The organism is Nocardiopsis sp. NPDC055551, from assembly GCF_053619415.1.
In genome coordinates, this window is the sequence record NZ_JBSHJJ010000008.1 from 214,571 (window position 1) to 230,792 (window position 16,222).

The 16,222-nt window shown below is 67.1% G+C and carries 18 protein-coding genes; 5 read left to right on the forward strand and 13 right to left on the reverse strand.

Annotation, left to right across the window (positions count from 1 at the left end):
* Window positions 1-12: 12 nt before the first annotated feature.
* From purD to fbaA, 8 genes are all read right to left on the reverse strand, one after another.
* On the reverse strand, window positions 13-1,263 hold the full coding sequence (gene purD / locus ACWGSK_RS16570; RefSeq protein WP_358513003.1) for a phosphoribosylamine--glycine ligase: 1,251 nt from the start codon (window positions 1,261-1,263) through the stop codon (window positions 13-15).
* 48 nt (window positions 1,264-1,311) lie between these two features.
* Window positions 1,312-2,595: an adenylosuccinate synthase gene (locus tag ACWGSK_RS16575; protein WP_067605670.1), complete on the reverse strand. Its 1,284-nt coding sequence runs from the start codon at window positions 2,593-2,595 to the stop codon at window positions 1,312-1,314.
* 218 nt (window positions 2,596-2,813) lie between these two features.
* Window positions 2,814-3,230 (reverse strand): DUF3151 domain-containing protein, encoded by a 417-nt coding sequence (locus ACWGSK_RS16580; RefSeq protein ID WP_358513001.1) that lies wholly within the window; start codon window positions 3,228-3,230, stop codon window positions 2,814-2,816.
* A gap of 22 nt (window positions 3,231-3,252) precedes the next feature.
* Window positions 3,253-3,912 (reverse strand): hypothetical protein, encoded by a 660-nt coding sequence (locus tag ACWGSK_RS16585; protein ID WP_452456154.1) that lies wholly within the window; start codon window positions 3,910-3,912, stop codon window positions 3,253-3,255.
* Complete coding sequence (locus ACWGSK_RS16590; RefSeq protein WP_452456155.1) at window positions 3,900-5,216, reverse strand: ABC transporter permease; 1,317 nt, start codon at window positions 5,214-5,216, stop codon at window positions 3,900-3,902. The genes ACWGSK_RS16585 and ACWGSK_RS16590 overlap by 13 nt, the downstream gene beginning before the upstream one ends.
* Window positions 5,213-5,974, reverse strand: a complete 762-nt coding sequence (locus ACWGSK_RS16595) for an ABC transporter ATP-binding protein (RefSeq protein WP_358512995.1) — start codon at window positions 5,972-5,974, stop codon at window positions 5,213-5,215. The genes ACWGSK_RS16590 and ACWGSK_RS16595 overlap by 4 nt, the downstream gene beginning before the upstream one ends.
* A gap of 51 nt (window positions 5,975-6,025) precedes the next feature.
* Complete coding sequence (locus ACWGSK_RS16600; protein WP_452456156.1) at window positions 6,026-6,442, reverse strand: hypothetical protein; 417 nt, start codon at window positions 6,440-6,442, stop codon at window positions 6,026-6,028.
* A 252-nt stretch (window positions 6,443-6,694) separates the two neighbouring features.
* Window positions 6,695-7,717 carry a class II fructose-bisphosphate aldolase gene (fbaA, locus tag ACWGSK_RS16605; protein ID WP_358512991.1) on the reverse strand — a complete coding sequence of 341 codons (1,023 nt, stop codon included), beginning with the start codon at window positions 7,715-7,717 and terminating at the stop codon, window positions 6,695-6,697.
* 413 nt (window positions 7,718-8,130) lie between these two features.
* On the opposite strand from fbaA, the gene ACWGSK_RS16610 reads away from it, so the two are divergent.
* A complete protein-coding gene (locus ACWGSK_RS16610) occupies window positions 8,131-8,514 on the forward strand; it encodes a RodZ domain-containing protein (RefSeq protein WP_358512989.1) in 384 nt (127 codons plus the stop codon).
* Window positions 8,515-8,606: 92 nt separating this feature from the next.
* On the opposite strand, the gene pyrE is transcribed toward ACWGSK_RS16610, so the two are convergent.
* Entirely contained in the window at window positions 8,607-9,140 is a 534-nt protein-coding gene (gene pyrE / locus ACWGSK_RS16615; protein WP_358512987.1) for an orotate phosphoribosyltransferase, read from the reverse strand.
* 67 nt (window positions 9,141-9,207) lie between these two features.
* Here pyrE and cutA point away from each other — a divergent pair, with 67 nt between their 5' ends.
* The 4 genes from cutA (at window position 9,208) to ACWGSK_RS16635 (ending at window position 11,211) form a co-directional block, all read left to right on the forward strand.
* On the forward strand, window positions 9,208-9,549 hold the full coding sequence (gene cutA, locus ACWGSK_RS16620) for a divalent-cation tolerance protein CutA (RefSeq protein WP_358512985.1): 342 nt from the start codon (window positions 9,208-9,210) through the stop codon (window positions 9,547-9,549).
* Entirely contained in the window at window positions 9,546-10,127 is a 582-nt protein-coding gene (locus ACWGSK_RS16625) for a hypothetical protein (protein WP_358512983.1), read from the forward strand. The genes cutA and ACWGSK_RS16625 overlap by 4 nt, the downstream gene beginning before the upstream one ends.
* 51 nt (window positions 10,128-10,178) lie before the next feature.
* Window positions 10,179-10,835, forward strand: coding sequence for a GNAT family N-acetyltransferase (locus ACWGSK_RS16630; RefSeq protein WP_452456157.1), 657 nt, complete (start codon window positions 10,179-10,181; stop codon window positions 10,833-10,835).
* Window positions 10,836-10,926: 91 nt separating this feature from the next.
* Window positions 10,927-11,211 carry a hypothetical protein gene (locus tag ACWGSK_RS16635; protein WP_452456158.1) on the forward strand — a complete coding sequence of 95 codons (285 nt, stop codon included), beginning with the start codon at window positions 10,927-10,929 and terminating at the stop codon, window positions 11,209-11,211.
* Between the two features lie 38 nt (window positions 11,212-11,249).
* Here ACWGSK_RS16635 and ACWGSK_RS16640 read toward each other — a convergent pair whose 3' ends face one another.
* The 4 genes from ACWGSK_RS16640 to ACWGSK_RS16655 form a co-directional block, all read right to left on the reverse strand.
* Window positions 11,250-11,702 carry a hypothetical protein gene (locus tag ACWGSK_RS16640; protein WP_452456159.1) on the reverse strand — a complete coding sequence of 151 codons (453 nt, stop codon included), beginning with the start codon at window positions 11,700-11,702 and terminating at the stop codon, window positions 11,250-11,252.
* 82 nt (window positions 11,703-11,784) lie between these two features.
* A complete protein-coding gene (locus ACWGSK_RS16645) occupies window positions 11,785-13,131 on the reverse strand; it encodes a DUF6177 family protein (protein ID WP_452456160.1) in 1,347 nt (448 codons plus the stop codon).
* Between the two features lie 31 nt (window positions 13,132-13,162).
* Complete coding sequence (locus tag ACWGSK_RS16650) at window positions 13,163-13,615, reverse strand: hypothetical protein (protein ID WP_452456161.1); 453 nt, start codon at window positions 13,613-13,615, stop codon at window positions 13,163-13,165.
* Between the two features lie 12 nt (window positions 13,616-13,627).
* Window positions 13,628-16,147, reverse strand: coding sequence for a hypothetical protein (locus ACWGSK_RS16655; protein ID WP_452456162.1), 2,520 nt, complete (start codon window positions 16,145-16,147; stop codon window positions 13,628-13,630).
* Between the last annotated feature and the right edge of the window lie 75 nt (window positions 16,148-16,222).

Consider the following 16,222-nt stretch of genomic DNA (forward strand, 5'->3'; position numbering starts at 1 on the left):
TGGGAACCCGAATCAGAGTTCGGCGGCGGCGCGCTCGGCGATGTCGGAACGGTAGAAGGAACCGCGCAGTTCGATCCGGCTCGCCGCCTCGTAGGCGCGCTCACGGGCCTGACGCAGGTCCGTGCCGGTGCCCACCACGTTCAGTACTCGACCACCGTTGGACTTGACGTCGCGTACACCGTCCCAGGCGGTGCCCGCGTGCAGCACGTAGGCACCCTCCAAGGCGTTGGCGGCGTCCAGACCACCGATGAGGTCGCCCTTGACCGGGTCGCCCGGGTAGCTCTCGGCGGCGATCACGACGGAGACCGCCGCGCCCGACTTCCACTGCAACGAACCGATCGAACCCAGCCCACCGGTGTCGGTGGCCTGCAGGACCGCGCCGATCGGGGTGGCCAGCCGATCCAGTACGACCTGGGTCTCCGGGTCGCCGAAGCGCGCGTTGAACTCCACCACGCGCAGACCCTTCGAGGTCAGGGCCAGGCCGACGTAGAGCAACCCCTGGTAGCGGTGGCCGCGCCGGTTCATCTCGGACACGGTCGGTCGCACGACCGACTCCATGACCTCGTCCACCAGCCCGGCGGGCGCCCACGGCACGGGAGAGTAGGAGCCCATCCCACCGGTGTTGGGACCCTGGTCGCCGTCGTGGGCGCGCTTGAAGTCCTGGGCCGGCAGCAGCGGCAGCGCGTGCGCGCCGTCGGTGAGCACGAACAGCGACACCTCGGGCCCGTCGAGGTACTCCTCGATGACGACCCGACCGCACTCCCGGGCGTGCTGTTCGGCGACGGCACGGTCCTCGGTCACCACGACACCCTTGCCGGCGGCCAGCCCGTCGTTCTTGACGACGTAGGGCGCCCCGAACTCGTCGAGGGCATCGGAGACCTGACCGGCGGTACGGCACACGCGGGCCTTGGCCGTGGGCACCCCCGCGGCCTCCATGACCTCCTTGGCGAAGGCCTTGGACCCCTCCAGCCGAGCGGCCTCCTTGTCGGGACCGAACACCGGAATGCCGCGGTCGCGCAGCGCGTCGGCCACGCCCGCCACCAGCGGGGCCTCCGGACCGATCACGACCAGCTCGGTGCGGATACGCGCGGCGAGCTCGGTCACGGCCAACCCGTCGGTCACGTTGATCACGTGGTTCTCGGCCAGGTCGGAGATGCCCGGGTTGCCGGGGGCGCTGTGGATGCTGGTGACGCCCGGGTCAAGGGAGAGGGCACGGACGAGTGCGTGTTCGCGGCCTCCGCCGCCGAGAACGAGGGCTTTCACTGAAGGGGGCCTCTTCTTCTGTATGGAGGAAGGACGATGGTCGCCGGATCAGACCAGCGAGCGCAGTGCGAGGGTCTCGTCACGCCCGGGGCCGACACCGATGGCGGAGATCGGTGCCCCCGCCATCTCCTCCAGAGTACGCACGTACGACTGTGCGTTCTTGGGGAGTTCGTCGAATTCCCGGACGGCCGTGATGTCCTCGGACCACCCGTCGAAGTACTCGTAGATCGGGGTGGCGTGGTGGAAGTCGGTCTGCGTCATCGGGATCTCGTCGTGGCGGACCCCGTCGACGTCGTAGGCCACGCACACGGGGATGCGCTCCAGACCGGTGAGGACGTCGAGCTTGGTCAGGAAGAAGTCGGTGACGCCGTTGACACGGGTGGCGTAGCGGGCGATCGGAGCGTCGAACCAGCCGCACCGGCGGTTGCGTCCGGTGGTCACGCCGTACTCGCCGCCCTGGGTGCGCAGCCACTCGCCCTGCTCATCGTGGAGCTCGGTCGGGAACGGGCCGGAGCCGACACGGGTGGTGTAGGCCTTCAGGATGCCGACGACCTTGGAGATGCGGTTGGGGCCGATGCCCGCGCCCGCGGCGGCACCGCCGGCGGTGGGGGAGGAGGAGGTGACGAACGGGTAGGTGCCGTGGTCGATGTCCAGGAGGGTGCCCTGGGAACCTTCGAGGTAGACGGTCTTGTCCTCGTCCAGCGCCTTGTTGAGGATCAGGGAGGTGTCGGCGACGTAGGGACGCAGCTGCTCGGCGTAGCCCAGGTACTCCTCGATGATCGGCTCGGCCTCCAGGGCACGCCGGTTGTACACCTTGGTGAGGAGCTGGTTCTTGTCGTGGAGGGCGAGCTCGATCTTCTTACGAAGGATCTTGGCGTCGAACATGTCCTGGACGCGCACGCCCTGGCGGGAGACCTTGTCGGCGTAGGCCGGGCCGATGCCGCGGCCGGTGGTGCCGATCTTGCCCTTGCCCAGGAAGCGCTCGCTGACCTTGTCGAGGGCCCGGTGGTAGGGCATGATCAGGTGCGCGTTGGCCGAGATGAGCAGCCGGGACGTGTCCACGTTCCGCTCCTGCAGACCGCGCAGCTCCTCGAACAGAACCCCGGGGTCGATGACGACGCCGTTGGCGATGACGGGTACGACGTTGGGGGAGAGGATGCCGGAGGGCAGCAGGTGCAGGGCGTATTTCTGGTCCCCGATGACCACCGTGTGCCCGGCGTTGTTGCCACCCTGGTAACGGACCACATAGTCCACCTGCCCACCGACCAGGTCGGTGGCCTTGCCCTTGCCCTCGTCGCCCCACTGGGCACCCACGAGCGTGATCGCCGGCATTGATCTCTACCTCTTCGCTCGATACCTGAACGGGGCTTTTCCCACCCCGGACATGGATCAACCCCTGGCGCAAGGCAGCGACAGGGGCCGTTGCGTATTGAGGGTACACGACCGGTGGATCCTGGTCAGGTGCGCCTCGGGGCGTCTGGGACGCGCCGTTCGGTGGTGCCGGATGGTGCGGGGGAGAAGGGACCGGATCCCCTCTCCCCGTGCTCCCCTCAGCCGTTGAGGGCCTCGTCCGCCTCGGGGCTGGACTCGCGCAGGAAGGTCGAGCAGCGCTCGGCCTCTTCGGCGTCGCCGATTGCCTCGGACGCCTTACCCAGAGAGTGCAGCGCGCGCAGGAAACCGCGGTTGGGCTCGTGCTCCCACGGGATCGGTCCGTGCCCCTTCCAACCGGAACGGCGCAGCTGGTCCAGCCCCCGGTGGTAGCCGGTGCGGGCGTAGGCGTAGGCGGCCACCGGCCTTCCGTCGGCCAGGGCCAGCTCGGCCAGGCGAGCCCAGGCGGCGGAGTAGGACGGGAAGCGGCCGGCGACCGGGGTGGGGTCGTCGGCCGCGGCCAGGGCGTCGCGGGCTTCGGTGTCCTCGGCCAGACGTGTCTCGGGCGGCTCGTTCAGCAGGTTCTGGTGCAGGTTCATACGTCCCATCCTGCCATCGAGGTCAGTTCGATTCCGCTCCCCGCCACCGAGCCCGAGCGGTGGAGCCGTGCGTCACCGCGTGCGCGGCCACCGCGGCCAAGGCGAGGCCGACCGCCAGCGCCGGAACGGTCGCCCCGGGTAGGAGGTCCGGGGCCCGCCAACCGTCGGAGCCCACGTACGCGTACGGGCTCACCCGGTACAGGCCGGGAACCATGTTGCAGGCCGCCGCTCCCAGGAGGATCCCGACGAGAACGAGCAGCCCGGAGGGCACCGCGTTCAGGAAGGGTGCCAGCAGGTACACGGCCGAGACCGCCAGCAGGACGTTCGTGACCAGGAACCACGAGTTCTGGGCATCCGCCGTGGTCGACAACAGCACCGGTGCCAAGGTCGTGGACAGCAGTACGCCGAGCGCGGCCACCGCTGCCGCCCTGACCCGCGTCCGGGCCCCGCCCAGGCGTTCCCACTCCCATAGACGAGGGCGGTTCGCCCGGACGCCCGCCGTGGCCGCGCACACGCACAACAGTTCGGCGATGGGGATCCGTTGTTCCTCGTTGGGCCAGTCGAACACCGCGATCGGAACCACGGCCCCGGTCAGGGCCAGGCCGAGCACCGTGGCCACGACGGCCGAGACCAGTGCGACGAGCATCGGAACCAGGGAAGGGCGTAGCGCTACGGCCACCACGGCAGTTCCTCCGGCTCCACCTCACACGCGGCCAGACGGTCCCCGTCCCGGGCGATCCACGCACGGACCTCGTCGGGGTCGGCATCGGCGAACAGGCCGTCCTCGGAGGTGTCGCCCTCGAACGCCCGCGAAGCGAGCCAGGCCTGAAGCCCCGTTATCACGGCCGCCCTCCGTTCTCGGGCCCGCGCGTTCCGGTCCATGGCGGCCACACCCTCGGAACCGCACACGAACAGGTCCGGTACCAGCCACGCGGCCGCGTCTCCGGGCACCTGTCGGTACGGATCCCAACCTGGATGGACGCGCATCCAGAGCACCCCGTGAGCGGGACCATCGAGTACTTCGCCGTCTCCGGTGGCCAGACCGTGGTCGCGAACCTCGTTCGGGGCGGCGTCGGCCTGCCCATGGGCGGCGAAGACCGGGGCGGCCAGGTCGATGATCAGAGCGAGTTCGTCCGCGTGCCCCTCGTGTACGCAGTAGCGGATCCCGTCGCGCTCCGAGCAGACCTCGTCTCCGTCCTGGGCGTAGGCCAGGAGCGGGAACGTGTACAGGTGGGGCAGGAGCGCGGCCGAGGCCAGGAGCACGACCCCCGACACGTGCGGGACCGAGAACCGCCGGGGGACACGTAGGAACCAGGCGGTCGTCCATGCCGCGATGGTCACCGCCAGAAGGAAGAACCCCAGTCGGTAGGAACCGAGCGGAACGCTCTCCCGCATGCCCACGAAGGGCACGAACGGGAGTTGGAGGGACGTCGCCGTCCAGGGGTCGGCGACCACCGGTAGGGCGGTGAGCACGAAGACCGTGGCGATCGCCACGGGGACGCCGAACAGCCCGCGCGCGAACAGCCCGCACAGGTAGCCGAGCAGGGTGAGCGCCACGAAACCCGCCAGGGCGCCCAGCACCGGTATGGGGCTGACCACTCCCGCACCATGCGTGGCGACCGCGACGGTCAGTGGGATCAGTCCCACGAGGTAGGCGCCCAGGCACCACCCGGTGAGCAGTAGCGCGTGCCGCAGCGGAACGTCCCGTCCCAGACGGGGCTGCCAGGGTTGGGCGAAGACCAGGCTCGCCCGGGTGAACCTGGCCGCCACCAGGGCCGCGGTCCCGGCCGCCACCACGACCGGCAGCCGGGCCTGGGCCCCCACCTGGCCGGAGAGGTACACCCAGTCCAGGGCTCTCCAGGAGAGTGGGCTCCAGGTCCCGGCGAGGGTCAGGGCGAGGATCAGGCCGGCCGGGGCCAGGCACAGGAGCGGTGGGAGCGGCCAGAAGAGCGCGGACGCCTTCACCCGGCCTCGGAGCGTGGTCACGGACCCTCCCCGACCCGCTCGATCAGCCGGTCGTACGCCCGCTCGAACTCGGAACCGTAGGGGCTTCCCACGGAACCGTCCTCGATGAGCGCCTTCAGCTCCGGGAAGGTGCCGTGGAACTCGATCCGTCCGCCCGCGAGTACCCCGACGCGGGAGCACAGGTGTGCGACGTCCTCGATGAGATGCGTGGAGACCAGTACGGTCCGGTCCTCGCCCAACCCGGCGACGACCTCGCGCACGCGGAGCCGTTGTCCGGGGTCGAGCCCGGCCGTGGGCTCGTCCAGGACCAGGACCCGAGGATCGTGGGCCAGTGCCGCGGCGATGCCGACGCGCTGACGCTGACCACCGGAAAGGGTGCGTGTGGGTCGGTCGGCGAGGTCGGACAGGTCGACGGACTCCAGTGCCCGTAGCGCCGCCGGCCCGCACTCGCGCCGACCCAGTCCGTGCACCCATGCCGCGTACGCGACCGTGTCCGCCACGGTCAGCTCACCGGCCAGGGAGAAACGCTGGGGTACGAACCCCAGTGTTCGACGGGCCCGGGACCGGCCGACCGTGGTGGACAGGTCGTGTTCCCCGATGAAGAGGCGTCCCTCGCGCACGGGGAGCAACGTCACGATGAGCGACAGCAGGGTGGTCTTGCCCGCCCCGTTCGGTCCGAGGAGCCCGGTGACACCGGGCTCCAGGGTCCAGGTCAGGTCGTTCAGGACCTTCTGGCGACCTCGATAGCCGAAGTCCAGTCCCTCAAGGGTGACCCGCATGGGTCCGTCCATTTCCATTCGCGAGGAGAGGGAACCGGAAACGAATTCCGGTCAGCACCTGTTGACCCTTCCGGACGACAGTTTGTTACCGCTCGAACTCCTGGCCTCGGTGAAGTAGGTGCCGTTGCCGTCGCAGCCGCCCGAGGCGGTGAGAGAGCCGTTGGAGAACCCGGTCCGGCTCGTCTCGGCCACGACCTTGTCGGGCCAGGCGGGGCGGTGCTTGCGTACCTGGACGGTCAGGGTCACGGTGCCACCACAACCGGCCCGGGATCCGCTTCCGGAGATGGTGCCACCAGAAACGCGGGGATTGTCGGCGCCCAGACCACAGGCCGCCGACGTTCGCTCCACCGCGCTTTCGTCCGGAGAGGAGGCCCAGGCGGTTCCGGCCACCGATGACCCGGTGAGCATGGAACCGATCACGAGTGCGCCAATGGCGGCGATGCGTAGCCCACGGTCACTGTCTTTCACGTTTCCTCATTCCGCGCGGGGAGGCGTGATGGTGGAATCCCCGAAAACCTATCGGGCGTAACCGTACGTTCGGGATCAGTGGCGGATCGCTGTGCCTTTTGTGTCGATGCGCGGTGAAAGGCGGTGTCGGATTCTCCGTGCCGGGAATTCCAGGTTCAGGTGTCGGCGCGGTACGGAAAAGCCGGTGCCCGGTGACCGACAACGGTCACCGGGCACCGGTGCGGGCCGCCGACGGGGCGACGCCGTGGGGTCCTACTTCATCTTGTTGCCGGCGGACTTCAGGTGCTGGGCCGCCTGGGCGATGCGGTCGGCCATGCCGACCTCGGCGGCCTTGCCGTAGGCGCGGGGGTCGTAGAGCTTCTTGCTGCCGATCTCACCGTCGATCTTGAGCACACCGTCGTAGTTCTTCATGATGTGGTCGACGATCGGGCGGGTGAAGGCGTACTGCGTGTCGGTGTCGATGTTCATCTTCACCACGCCGTAGCCGATCGCCTCGTGGATCTCTTCCAGGGTGGAGCCGGATCCACCGTGGAACACGAAGTCGAAGGCGTTGGTCTTGCCGTGCTTGGCGGCGATGGCGTCCTGGGCGTTCTTCAGCACCTCGGGGCGCAGCTTCACGAAGCCCGGCTTGTAGGCGCCGTGCACGTTGCCGAAGGTCAGGGCGGTCATGTAGTAGCCCTTCTCGCCCAGGCCCAGGACCTCGGCGGTGCGCAGGGCGTCCTCCGGGGTGCTGTACAGCTTCTCGTTGATCTCGCCGACGATGCCGTCCTCCTCACCACCGACGACACCGACCTCGATCTCCAGGATGATGCGGGCCTCCTTGGCGGAGGCGAGCAGCTCCTCGGCGATCTGGAGATTCTCCTCCAGCTCGACCGCGGAACCGTCCCACATGTGCGACTGGAACAGCGGGTCCTGGCCCTTGGCCACGCGCTCCTTGGAGATCTCCAGCAGCGGACGGACGAAGCCGTCGAGCTTGTTCTTGGGGCAGTGGTCGGTGTGCAGGGCGATGTTCACCGGGTACTTCTCGGCGACGACGCGGGCGAACTCGGCGAAGGCGACCGAGCCGGTGACCATGTCCTTGACCGAGGCACCGGAGAGGAACTCGGCCCCTCCGGTGGAAATCTGGACGATGCCGTCGCTCTCCGCCTCGGCGAAGCCGCGCAGGGCGGCGTGCAGCGTCTGGCTGGAGGTCACGTTGATGGCCGGGTAGGCGAAGCCCTCGGACTTCGCGCGGCTCAGCATCTCGGTGTAGACCTCGGGGCTGGCGATGGGCATGGCTTGACTCTCCCTGGTTCGGCCTGGAGCGAGCGTCCGCCGGTGCCGCACTGCGCGTGCCGGCGGGACCCCACATGCGGTGCCCGGTGGAAGCCCGTCCGTCGGGGTGGCCCATGGACCGGGCCGTGCGTGCGTGCGTCCACCAGGTGTCGTCACAAGTATCTCGAATCCCCGGAGCCGTTGAAAAGGTCTAGACCAAAATGTCCCGGGGTGTCGGCGTACCCGCAGCTTACGGGGGGCGAACGGCGCTCGTCATGAGGGGTACGAGAGAAGTACGGATTGCATCCCGATTTGGGGCTCCATGTGAGCAAGCAGGAGCTTCGAGATGACTGCTGTCGCTTTTTGCCGTGATACGCGCTACATTCGTCGCCGTGGGAAGGCATAGGAATGATCCGCGAGGCGTTGGCCAGGTGATGGCCATCGTCGGAGCCGTCCTGCTATTGGTCACTCTGGTGGCCCTCGGCGGGTACTTCTTGTACCGATCGCTGCCCGGAACGGGTGCGGGCGTCAGCGCCAACGCGTCCGAGGCCGCGGCCGAGCCGGTGGATTCCGGCGATATGGGCGCTCTGTACATACGTGTGGTGGGCGAGTCGAGCGACGTGTTCGTCCGGGTGCCCGGCGGCGACGTGCTCATGGACCAGGAACTACAGCAGGGCAACTCCGTGCACTACGCGGAGAACACACAGGGCCTTGAGGTCAGCATCGGAGACCCGAGCGCCGTCGAGGTCTACGTCAACGGCGTCGAACAGGACGTCTCCGGCAAGGACCCAGACCACAGCTTCACCCTGACCCCCTGATTCGCCCCGAGACCACCGAACCCTTGAGCCCCGAGCACTCGATTCCTTCGAGGGTCCTGGGGCGGGGTCGATCCGGACCCCGCCCGCCGAGATCACACGTCCAGGTCGGACACCTCGAAGACGGGCCGGTACTCCAGACCCTCCTCCTCCAGGCGGGCACGCGCGCCACGGTCCACGATCAGCGCGACCGCCACCACCTCGGCTCCGGCCTCTCGCAGGGCCTCCACCGCGGTCAGCACCGAACCGCCGGTCGTGGAGGTGTCCTCCAACGCCAGCACCCGACGCCCCGCGACGTCGGGACCCTCGATCCGACGCTGCAGACCATGTGCCTTGCCCGCCTTGCGCACCACGAAGGCGTCCAGCCTGCGACCCCGCGCGTGCGCGGCGTGCACCATGGCGGTGGCCACCGGGTCCGCGCCCAGGGTCAGACCGCCCACCGCGTCGAACTCCAGGTCCGCGACGGTGTCCAGCAGGACCGAACCGACCAGCGGCGCGGCCTCCCCGTCCAGGGTGATCCGGCGCAGGTCGACGTAGTAGTCGGCCTCCTTGCCGGAGGAGAGGGTCACCTTTCCGCGCACGACCGCCTTATCGTTGATCTGGCGCAGGAGTTCATCACGTTCGTTCATGATCAGTGAGCCTAGAACACCCGGTGGGGGTCCGCGGACCTGGCATCCCACCTCGAAGGAGGCGACCTTGACCCAGAGCACAGACGTCATGAGGGTGGAGACCACCGTCGATGGTCGAGAGGGGGCCGAACGGTTGGCCGGTTCGGTCGTCGAACACCACCTGGCGGCGTGCGCGCAGGTGAGCGGGCCCATCCGCAGCTTCTACCGCTGGGAGAACGAGGTGCGATCCGACGAGGAGTGGATGGTCGTGGTCAAGACCGCCGCCGACCGCCTGGACGACCTGGTCGCCCACCTGGTGGAGGCGCACCCCTACGACGTGCCCGAGATCGTCGCCGTGCCGGTCACCGGTGGAAACCCCGAGTACCTGTCCTGGGTGCGGGACGAGACCCGCGGGAGCGGCGTCGCGTGATCGCCGTCCTCCTGCCCCCCACCCTCGGTGTGCCCCTCACCCCGCCCGGAGTGGAGAAGGCCCTCGCCGACACCGGACACCACCCGGTCCTGCCGGAGGTGATCGGCGACGACACCCCGCCGCACGCCGCCCGCTACGTGGCCCTCGCCAGCCTGGAGATCAACCGCCTGGTCGCCACGGAAGCGCCCATCGTCCTGGTGGCCCAGGGCGACACGGGCCCGCTGCTCGGTGCGGTGGGGGCCGCCCAGCGCGCCGCCCACCGTCCGGTCCTGGGCTACGTGCTGATGGACGCTCCACTGCCACGCCCCGGAAGTCCCACACGCGCGGAGATCGCACGTACTCAGGGGTTGGCCGACCTGCCCGTCCCGGCCGAGGAACCCGCCGCCTATCGGAGCGAGCACCTGCCCACCGTCCCGGATTGGCCGGACGCGCCCTGTGGATACCTGCTGACCGACCCCGCCTACGCCCATCCGGCGCATCTGGCCGGCATGCGCGGGTGGGAGGTCCGAGACGCGACGGCCGCCCCGGAAACGGCCGGAGAGGCGCTGGCGGAGCTCGTCGCCGAACTCTTGCGCTGAGCGGATAAAACCAGGTGACAGAGTGTGTCGGCGGCAGCAGAATCTCCGAACATGATCGCCGACCACTTTCCCCCGATGGGGATACGCCTGACCACGCCCCGACTCACGTTGCGGATGCCGACCGACTCCGACCTCGCGGCGCTGGCCGAGGCCGCCGTGGCCGGAGTCCACGACCCGGACACCATGCCGTTCATGTTCCCCTGGACCGACCAGCCTCCGAAGCGGTTGGCCCAGGGCGTGATCCAGCACAACTGGCGGACCCTGGGGTCCTGGACACCCGAGTCGTGGTGCTTCAACGGGATCGTCGAGTTCGAGGGCCGTGTGGTCGGTATCCAGGACATGAGGGCCAGGGACTTCGCGATCCTGCGCCAGGTGGGCACCGGTTCGTGGCTGACCCGGAGCGCGCAGGGACGTGGGATCGGTACCGAGATGCGCGCCGCCGTCCTGCACCTGGCGTTCGAGGGACTCGGCGCGCTGGACGCGGTCACAGGCATGTTCGAGACGTCCCTGGCGTCCCAGGGCGTCACCCGAAAGCTGGGGTATCGGCCGGATGGCGTCCACTACGTCCAGGTGCGCGGCGAACGGGTCCGGGAACTGCGGTATCGGTTGACCAGGCAGGACTGGGAAAAGCACCGGACGGTTCCGGTCGAGGTCGAGGGCCTGGGCCCCGCGCTTCCCCACTTCGGTCTGGGCGACCTACCCGACTGACTTCGCCTCCGTGTCTGGTGAAGGCGGTAGAGCGCGTGCTTTCCTTGACGGGTGCTCGCGCACGAGGCCGGACCGAACGGGGAGGTATGCGATGAACGACCACGTGTACGGAGGATTCGTGCCGGGAGTGGCCGCTGGCATCCCCGCGGCCCCGTACGCGGTCAACCGCCCCGGACCCCGTCAGCCCACCGCGCCGAACCACGCGCCCGGAAGCCCGAACGAACCGCTCTGGCCTCAGGCGCCCCGTCCCGTGGCCAGGATGCCGGTTCGGGGCCCCATCGCGGCCGACGCCTACGCGGACGCGTTCCTCAACGGAAGGCCCCACCCGTACGCGGTGCCGCGTTTCCCGTTCCCACCGAACCCACGCCACCCGTAGACCCTTCCCGAGTCCACGCGGGGATCTTCCTATGGAGGTCAGCCCTGCTCGGCTTCGCGGAGCTTTTCCTGGAGCCAGTCGGGGATGTGCTCGGGGTCTCGGGGGAATTGCTTGAGATCTTCGACGTAGAGTTCGGGGTCCGGAGTGAACTGGAACTTCGGTTGTTCGTCGTAGTTGAAGTCAACGGTGAAGCTGCTCGGTCGGGTGATGGTGTACGTCATCGTGAACCAGGTGCCTTTACCCTCCTGGTACATGCCATGGCGTAGTTTTTCGCAAGTTTCGATGATCGAAACAGGAGAACCGATCCGTTCGGATGTTCCGTCCTCGTAAATTGCTGTTAGTCGACTGCTCCCGTATCCAGCTACGGCCATGTCTTCGTATACGAGACGATCTCCTTTTTCTGGTTGGGAATCGAGGATACCTCCACCGATCTCTTTGAGGAGTTCCCGCTGTTCGATGGGATTGATGCCACCGACCGGATAGCGGGCCATTCGTTCTCCTTTTGTTCCTGGTAGAGGAGGATGATCTGGAAGAAGCGGGTAGCGCCGTCGCGGAGTCTCCACCTACCCAGATTCAACGTCGGGTCGGCTCCTGACCCAAGTAGTCCAAGAGCCCCTTGAACCGCCGCCATGGTTCCCGTGGTGCCCCTTCCTCAAGGGGAAACCAGAGGACGGAGGACCACAGCGGTCCGATCGTCTTGGCGGCGACGGGTGCCGCCATCGCCTTGGCCCGGCCCACTTGGGCGACCATCTCGGGACCCAAGGCCAGTCCCAACGGGACGGAGGCGCCGCCGAGCACCGGCCGGTAGTGGGTGTCGACGGCTCCGGGGACCCTGTGCGCGGTCAGACTCTGGAAGGAGTCCGGGAGTTCGGCCAAAAGCTCGGGCAATGCCGTGTGGTCGGTGTTGCCGGCGACCAGGCTCAGGCTCTCCTTCACCCCTTCGACCACGCGGGACACGTTCAACGTGCCGGCGAAGCCGGGCCCCGAGAAGACCACACGGGTGGGGTTCGGTGCCCGACCACGGCACAGGTCGGTGAGCCGGCGGGGGTCCCAGGCCATCAGAGCGGGTTCGTTGGTGCCCCAACCGGTAGGCGGCCCTCCGCACATGAGCTTGGTTGTATGCTCCACCATCTCGCCCAGACGTAGGTCGGCTTCGGCCGGGTGGATGAAGTGCAGGTCCAAGGCGAGTCCGGGATCGCCTCGCCGTTCGGCCAACGCCGGCGGGGCGCCATCCCGACGTGCCTGGAAACCGAGGTCGTCTTCCCAGGTCAGCGGCATCCCGGTGAGTCCGTCGTAGTGGCCGTTTCCGGGACCTTCGACGACCCAACGGCAGCCGGAAGCAGTCAGCACCTTCCGGAGCGAATGCGTGATGTGAGCGGAGGCCGGGGTGAGTACCTGGAGGCCACGAGAGTCCCGGGCCCCAGCGGAGAGTGTGTCCGCGATCGCCGCGGACAAGCCGACGACCGGCGAGTCGACCGCCACGATTCGGCTCTTCTCCGTCTCCACCAACGCGGACGGATGGTCGGCGCCCCCTGTGGGCAAGCCCATCGCCCAGTTCCACCGAGGTTCGATGGGCCACACCTGCCCGCCGTGATGTTCGACCAGGGTTGCCGCGAACCGGTGGGCCGCCTCCGCAGCCCGGGGGTTGTCCGCAGGTGCGCGAACCTCCACCCACCAGGCGTTGTGGGTGAGGTGGTCGGCGGCTTCGTCACCGAGTAGTCGACGCACGTCCGTGGTGGCCTCTACTGCCTGGGGCATCTCCACGGACACGAAGGGGCGGCCATCCTCGTCCCGTAGGCGTACCACCGAAGCCTTGCTCGCACCTCGGATGGTGAAGTCCGGATGAGCGTTTTCGAGAGCACGGATCACCGAGCGTGCGTGGGGAAGCTCCTCGGTCAGGGCGACCACGTTGTACGTCACTGAAGTTCTCCGGATGCCGGGGGCGGTCGGGTTACTCTTCCTCGGCTTCGCGGAGCTTTTCCTGGAGCCAGTCAGGAATGTGATCGGGGTCCCGGGGGAAAAGCTTGAGATCTTCGACGTAGAGCTCGGGGTCCGGAGTGAACTGGAATTTCGGTTCTTCGTCGTAGTTGAAGTCGACCGTGAAATTGCTGGGGCGGGTGATGGTGTACCTCATGGAGAACCAGGTGCCTTTGCCTTCCTGGTACATGCCGTAACGCAATTTCTTGCAAGGGGCGATGATCGATGCGGGAGGCCTGATCGGATCACGGGTTCCATTCTCATTTACGGCGATAAGGCTATTGTTTCCATATCCGCCAACAAGCTTACTTTCGTATATTAGCTGCGTTCCGATTTCAGGATGAAGCTCGAGGATTTCTCCACCGATTTCCTTCAGGATTTCTTGCTGTTCAATAGGATTGATGTCGCCGATGGGGTATCGGGCCATTTTTTCCTCTTTCTAAGGTGGTCCATCTGGAAGGTTATCGTAGAGTAGCTGTACTTGTTGTATTCCGTTAATGGACCAGTCTACTACGACTTCAGAAGGTGGCGGAGGGATCTTCTCTCCGGTGTCCGGGTCCTTTATCGGTTTCAGGTTCGGGTCCTGTGTGAGATGGACCTGGATCTTAACATCGGGCGGTTTGGGCCCTGATTCCAGAAGGGACTCCCAAGCCTTAATTTGCGCCTCGTAGTCCTTTCCGAGTCCTCTCTTCAGGGCTCCCTGGTCATTGGTGAGAAGCCCGTGCCATGTCCATTCTGCTCTCCGGAAGCTTCCTTGGATTCCAGGGAGAACCTTTCGTTCCTGATTGACAATATCCAGCATTGGAGCCTGGTTCAAGCGTTCTCCGGGGCCGAGGAATTCGCTTGACCCGAAAATGTGCCCGCCATTCCATTTTCCAATGTCCCAGAGCTGGATCTCGTGCGCTTCTGGAGGGCGCCCGTTGTCTACCTTGAACTTTTCTCTTAGCTGGTCGTTCAGTACTTCGAAGTACCGTTTTCCCATCTGATTAACATTGGTTTGTTCGGTTCCATTCCTTTTCTGTCTTCCGGGTTCCAGAGTGCCTTCAGCATAGACGGTCCTGCCGTTGGCATCGGTTTTGAAAATGTACTCGCCGTTGCCGACCTTGACGCGGTAGGTGGCGTCCGGCCTCGGGTTGAGGAACTCGGGGTGCTTTGAGTCCGATTGCGCGTCGGTTTTGATCTCGATGATCTTTCCGTTCGCGTCGGTGGTGTAGGTGTCTCCTGGCTTGCCATCGGCATCGAGTAGCACGTACGTTTTATTCGGTTTTGGATCGAACCCATCACCAAATCGCTCGTTGGGGCCGGGGAACCCTGTTTCTCCTGGCTTGAGCTCGGTGGGCTTCACCGGGGTATTCGGGGAGTTTCCTCGGGGGCCCAGCTCGCCACTCGCCTGGTTGGAGCCTCCGCCCCCGTTACCGCCACCTCGGCCGGTGCCCCCGCTGCCATGGGAACCGCCATCACCGTTGCCATTGCCCGAGGAGCTCTCCGTGATGCCGCCTCGGCCGGTGGTGGGGGTATCGACGCCACCACCGCTGCCACCACTACTGCCACCGGCGCTGTTGGTGAAGGTGGAGTTGCTCGACATGGACGGACCATTGCCGGTTCCCACCAGTTCGGGCGTTCGATGCGCGTCGACGATCTCGTTGCCCTGACGGCGGTTGATCTCCTCCAACAACATGTCGGGATCCTCCGCGTGGCGGCGGACGTAGTCCTCCAGATCACGCAGGCCGGTCTCGACTTCGGAGGCCGACACCCCTGAGTCGATCTCCCCGTCGTCGGACCGGGACCGGTCGGACGACGCACCGTCGGTGTCGTCCTGCGGCCTCGTGGGGGTGGGTGACCGGTCGACGGGGGTGTTCGGCGGGGTGGAACCGCCTTCACCGATGCCGTCCAAGGCGTCGCGTGTCCTGACGAGATCGGCCAACCACGCCCCGCCGGGGAGACTGCTCCAGAAACCTCCACCTCCACCTCCTCCAGAGCCTCCGCCTCTGGACAGGTCCAGGTGGGGGACCCCGGGGAGGTGGAAGTCGGCGTCATCGTGGAACCGGGGGATGTCCATCGTGCCGACGTTGTTGGTGGCCCGCAGACCGGTCCGCAGACCCGCCAGGAGCATGGGGACACCCACGGGGGCACCGACACCGGTCGCGGAGAGAACGATGCCGCCGACGATGAGTCCGACGTTGACGACGGCCTGGGAGACCACGTAACCCTTGCGTTCATCCCACTCGTCGGTGGGGACGATGCCCTGTCCGACCTCGCGGATGGCGGGAAGGAAGTTGTCCGTCCACTCGCCGAAATCGTCCACACCCCATTGCTCGCCCTCGGGCTTGGTGGGGTCGTAGAAGCCGGTCAGGAGTGAGAGCCCTTCGAGGTTCTCCTCCATGTAGCCGGTGAAGTTCGAGCGTCCCTGTTCCCCGAAGATCGGCATGCCCCACTTACCGTCGTGCCAGGTCCCGGTGACACCACCGACGTCCTGAGCCGCACCCACGACGATGTCGGCCACGCCGTCCCAGGCGTCCACGACGAAACCCCTGGACACGTTCTGTGCGGTCCCCCAGGGCATCTCCATGCCTTCGGGAATCTCACTGAAGCCGTAGGGGATCTCGTTGCCGCTGTAGCCGTCCCCCTCCATCTCGTCGTACCGGGTGAAGGTGGGCCCGTCGAAGAGGGCGGTGATCTCGTTGGCGCACGCGATCTCCGCCTCCTCCCATTCCTGACGGGTCCTGGCGACCTCGTCGACGAGGTCGTTGTGCTCCTGGACGAGGTCCTCGTCGTCCCGCCAGTCCTCGTCCTCGTTGATCCGCGTGCGCATGGCCGTGGCGTCGCCGCGCAGACCATGGAGTTTGCTCTTGAACGTGCGGACCTCGTTGGCGAAGTCGATCAGCGCGGCGGCCAGGCCGCCGGTACCGGTCTCCACGGTGTCGCCGTCGGTGGCGACCCTGTCGACGGCGGAGAGCATGGTCTCGGATTCGGGTGCCACGTACGCGTCACCGAGTCCGCCCCAGTCGGCGACGATGTCGTTTCCGTCCGTACC

Bases quoted from the DNA above. Each gene is read 5' to 3' on its own strand.
- ACWGSK_RS16575 (WP_067605670.1), bottom strand. From the start codon at position 2,595: ATGCCGGCGATCACGCTCGTGGGTGCCCAGTGGGGCGACGAGGGCAAG.
- ACWGSK_RS16580 (WP_358513001.1), bottom strand. From the start codon at position 3,230: ATGAACCTGCACCAGAACCTGCTGAACGAGCCGCCCGAGACACGTCTG.
- ACWGSK_RS16595 (WP_358512995.1), bottom strand. From the start codon at position 5,974: ATGCGGGTCACCCTTGAGGGACTGGACTTCGGCTATCGAGGTCGCCAG.
- fbaA (WP_358512991.1), bottom strand. From the start codon at position 7,717: ATGCCCATCGCCAGCCCCGAGGTCTACACCGAGATGCTGAGCCGCGCG.
- ACWGSK_RS16610 (WP_358512989.1), top strand. From the start codon at position 8,131: ATGGCCATCGTCGGAGCCGTCCTGCTATTGGTCACTCTGGTGGCCCTC.
- pyrE (WP_358512987.1), bottom strand. From the start codon at position 9,140: ATGAACGAACGTGATGAACTCCTGCGCCAGATCAACGATAAGGCGGTC.
- ACWGSK_RS16630 (WP_452456157.1), top strand. From the start codon at position 10,179: ATGATCGCCGACCACTTTCCCCCGATGGGGATACGCCTGACCACGCCC.
- ACWGSK_RS16635 (WP_452456158.1), top strand. From the start codon at position 10,927: ATGAACGACCACGTGTACGGAGGATTCGTGCCGGGAGTGGCCGCTGGC.
- ACWGSK_RS16640 (WP_452456159.1), bottom strand. From the start codon at position 11,702: ATGGCCCGCTATCCGGTCGGTGGCATCAATCCCATCGAACAGCGGGAA.
- ACWGSK_RS16650 (WP_452456161.1), bottom strand. From the start codon at position 13,615: ATGGCCCGATACCCCATCGGCGACATCAATCCTATTGAACAGCAAGAA.
- ACWGSK_RS16655 (WP_452456162.1), bottom strand. From the start codon at position 16,147: ATGCTCTCCGCCGTCGACAGGGTCGCCACCGACGGCGACACCGTGGAG.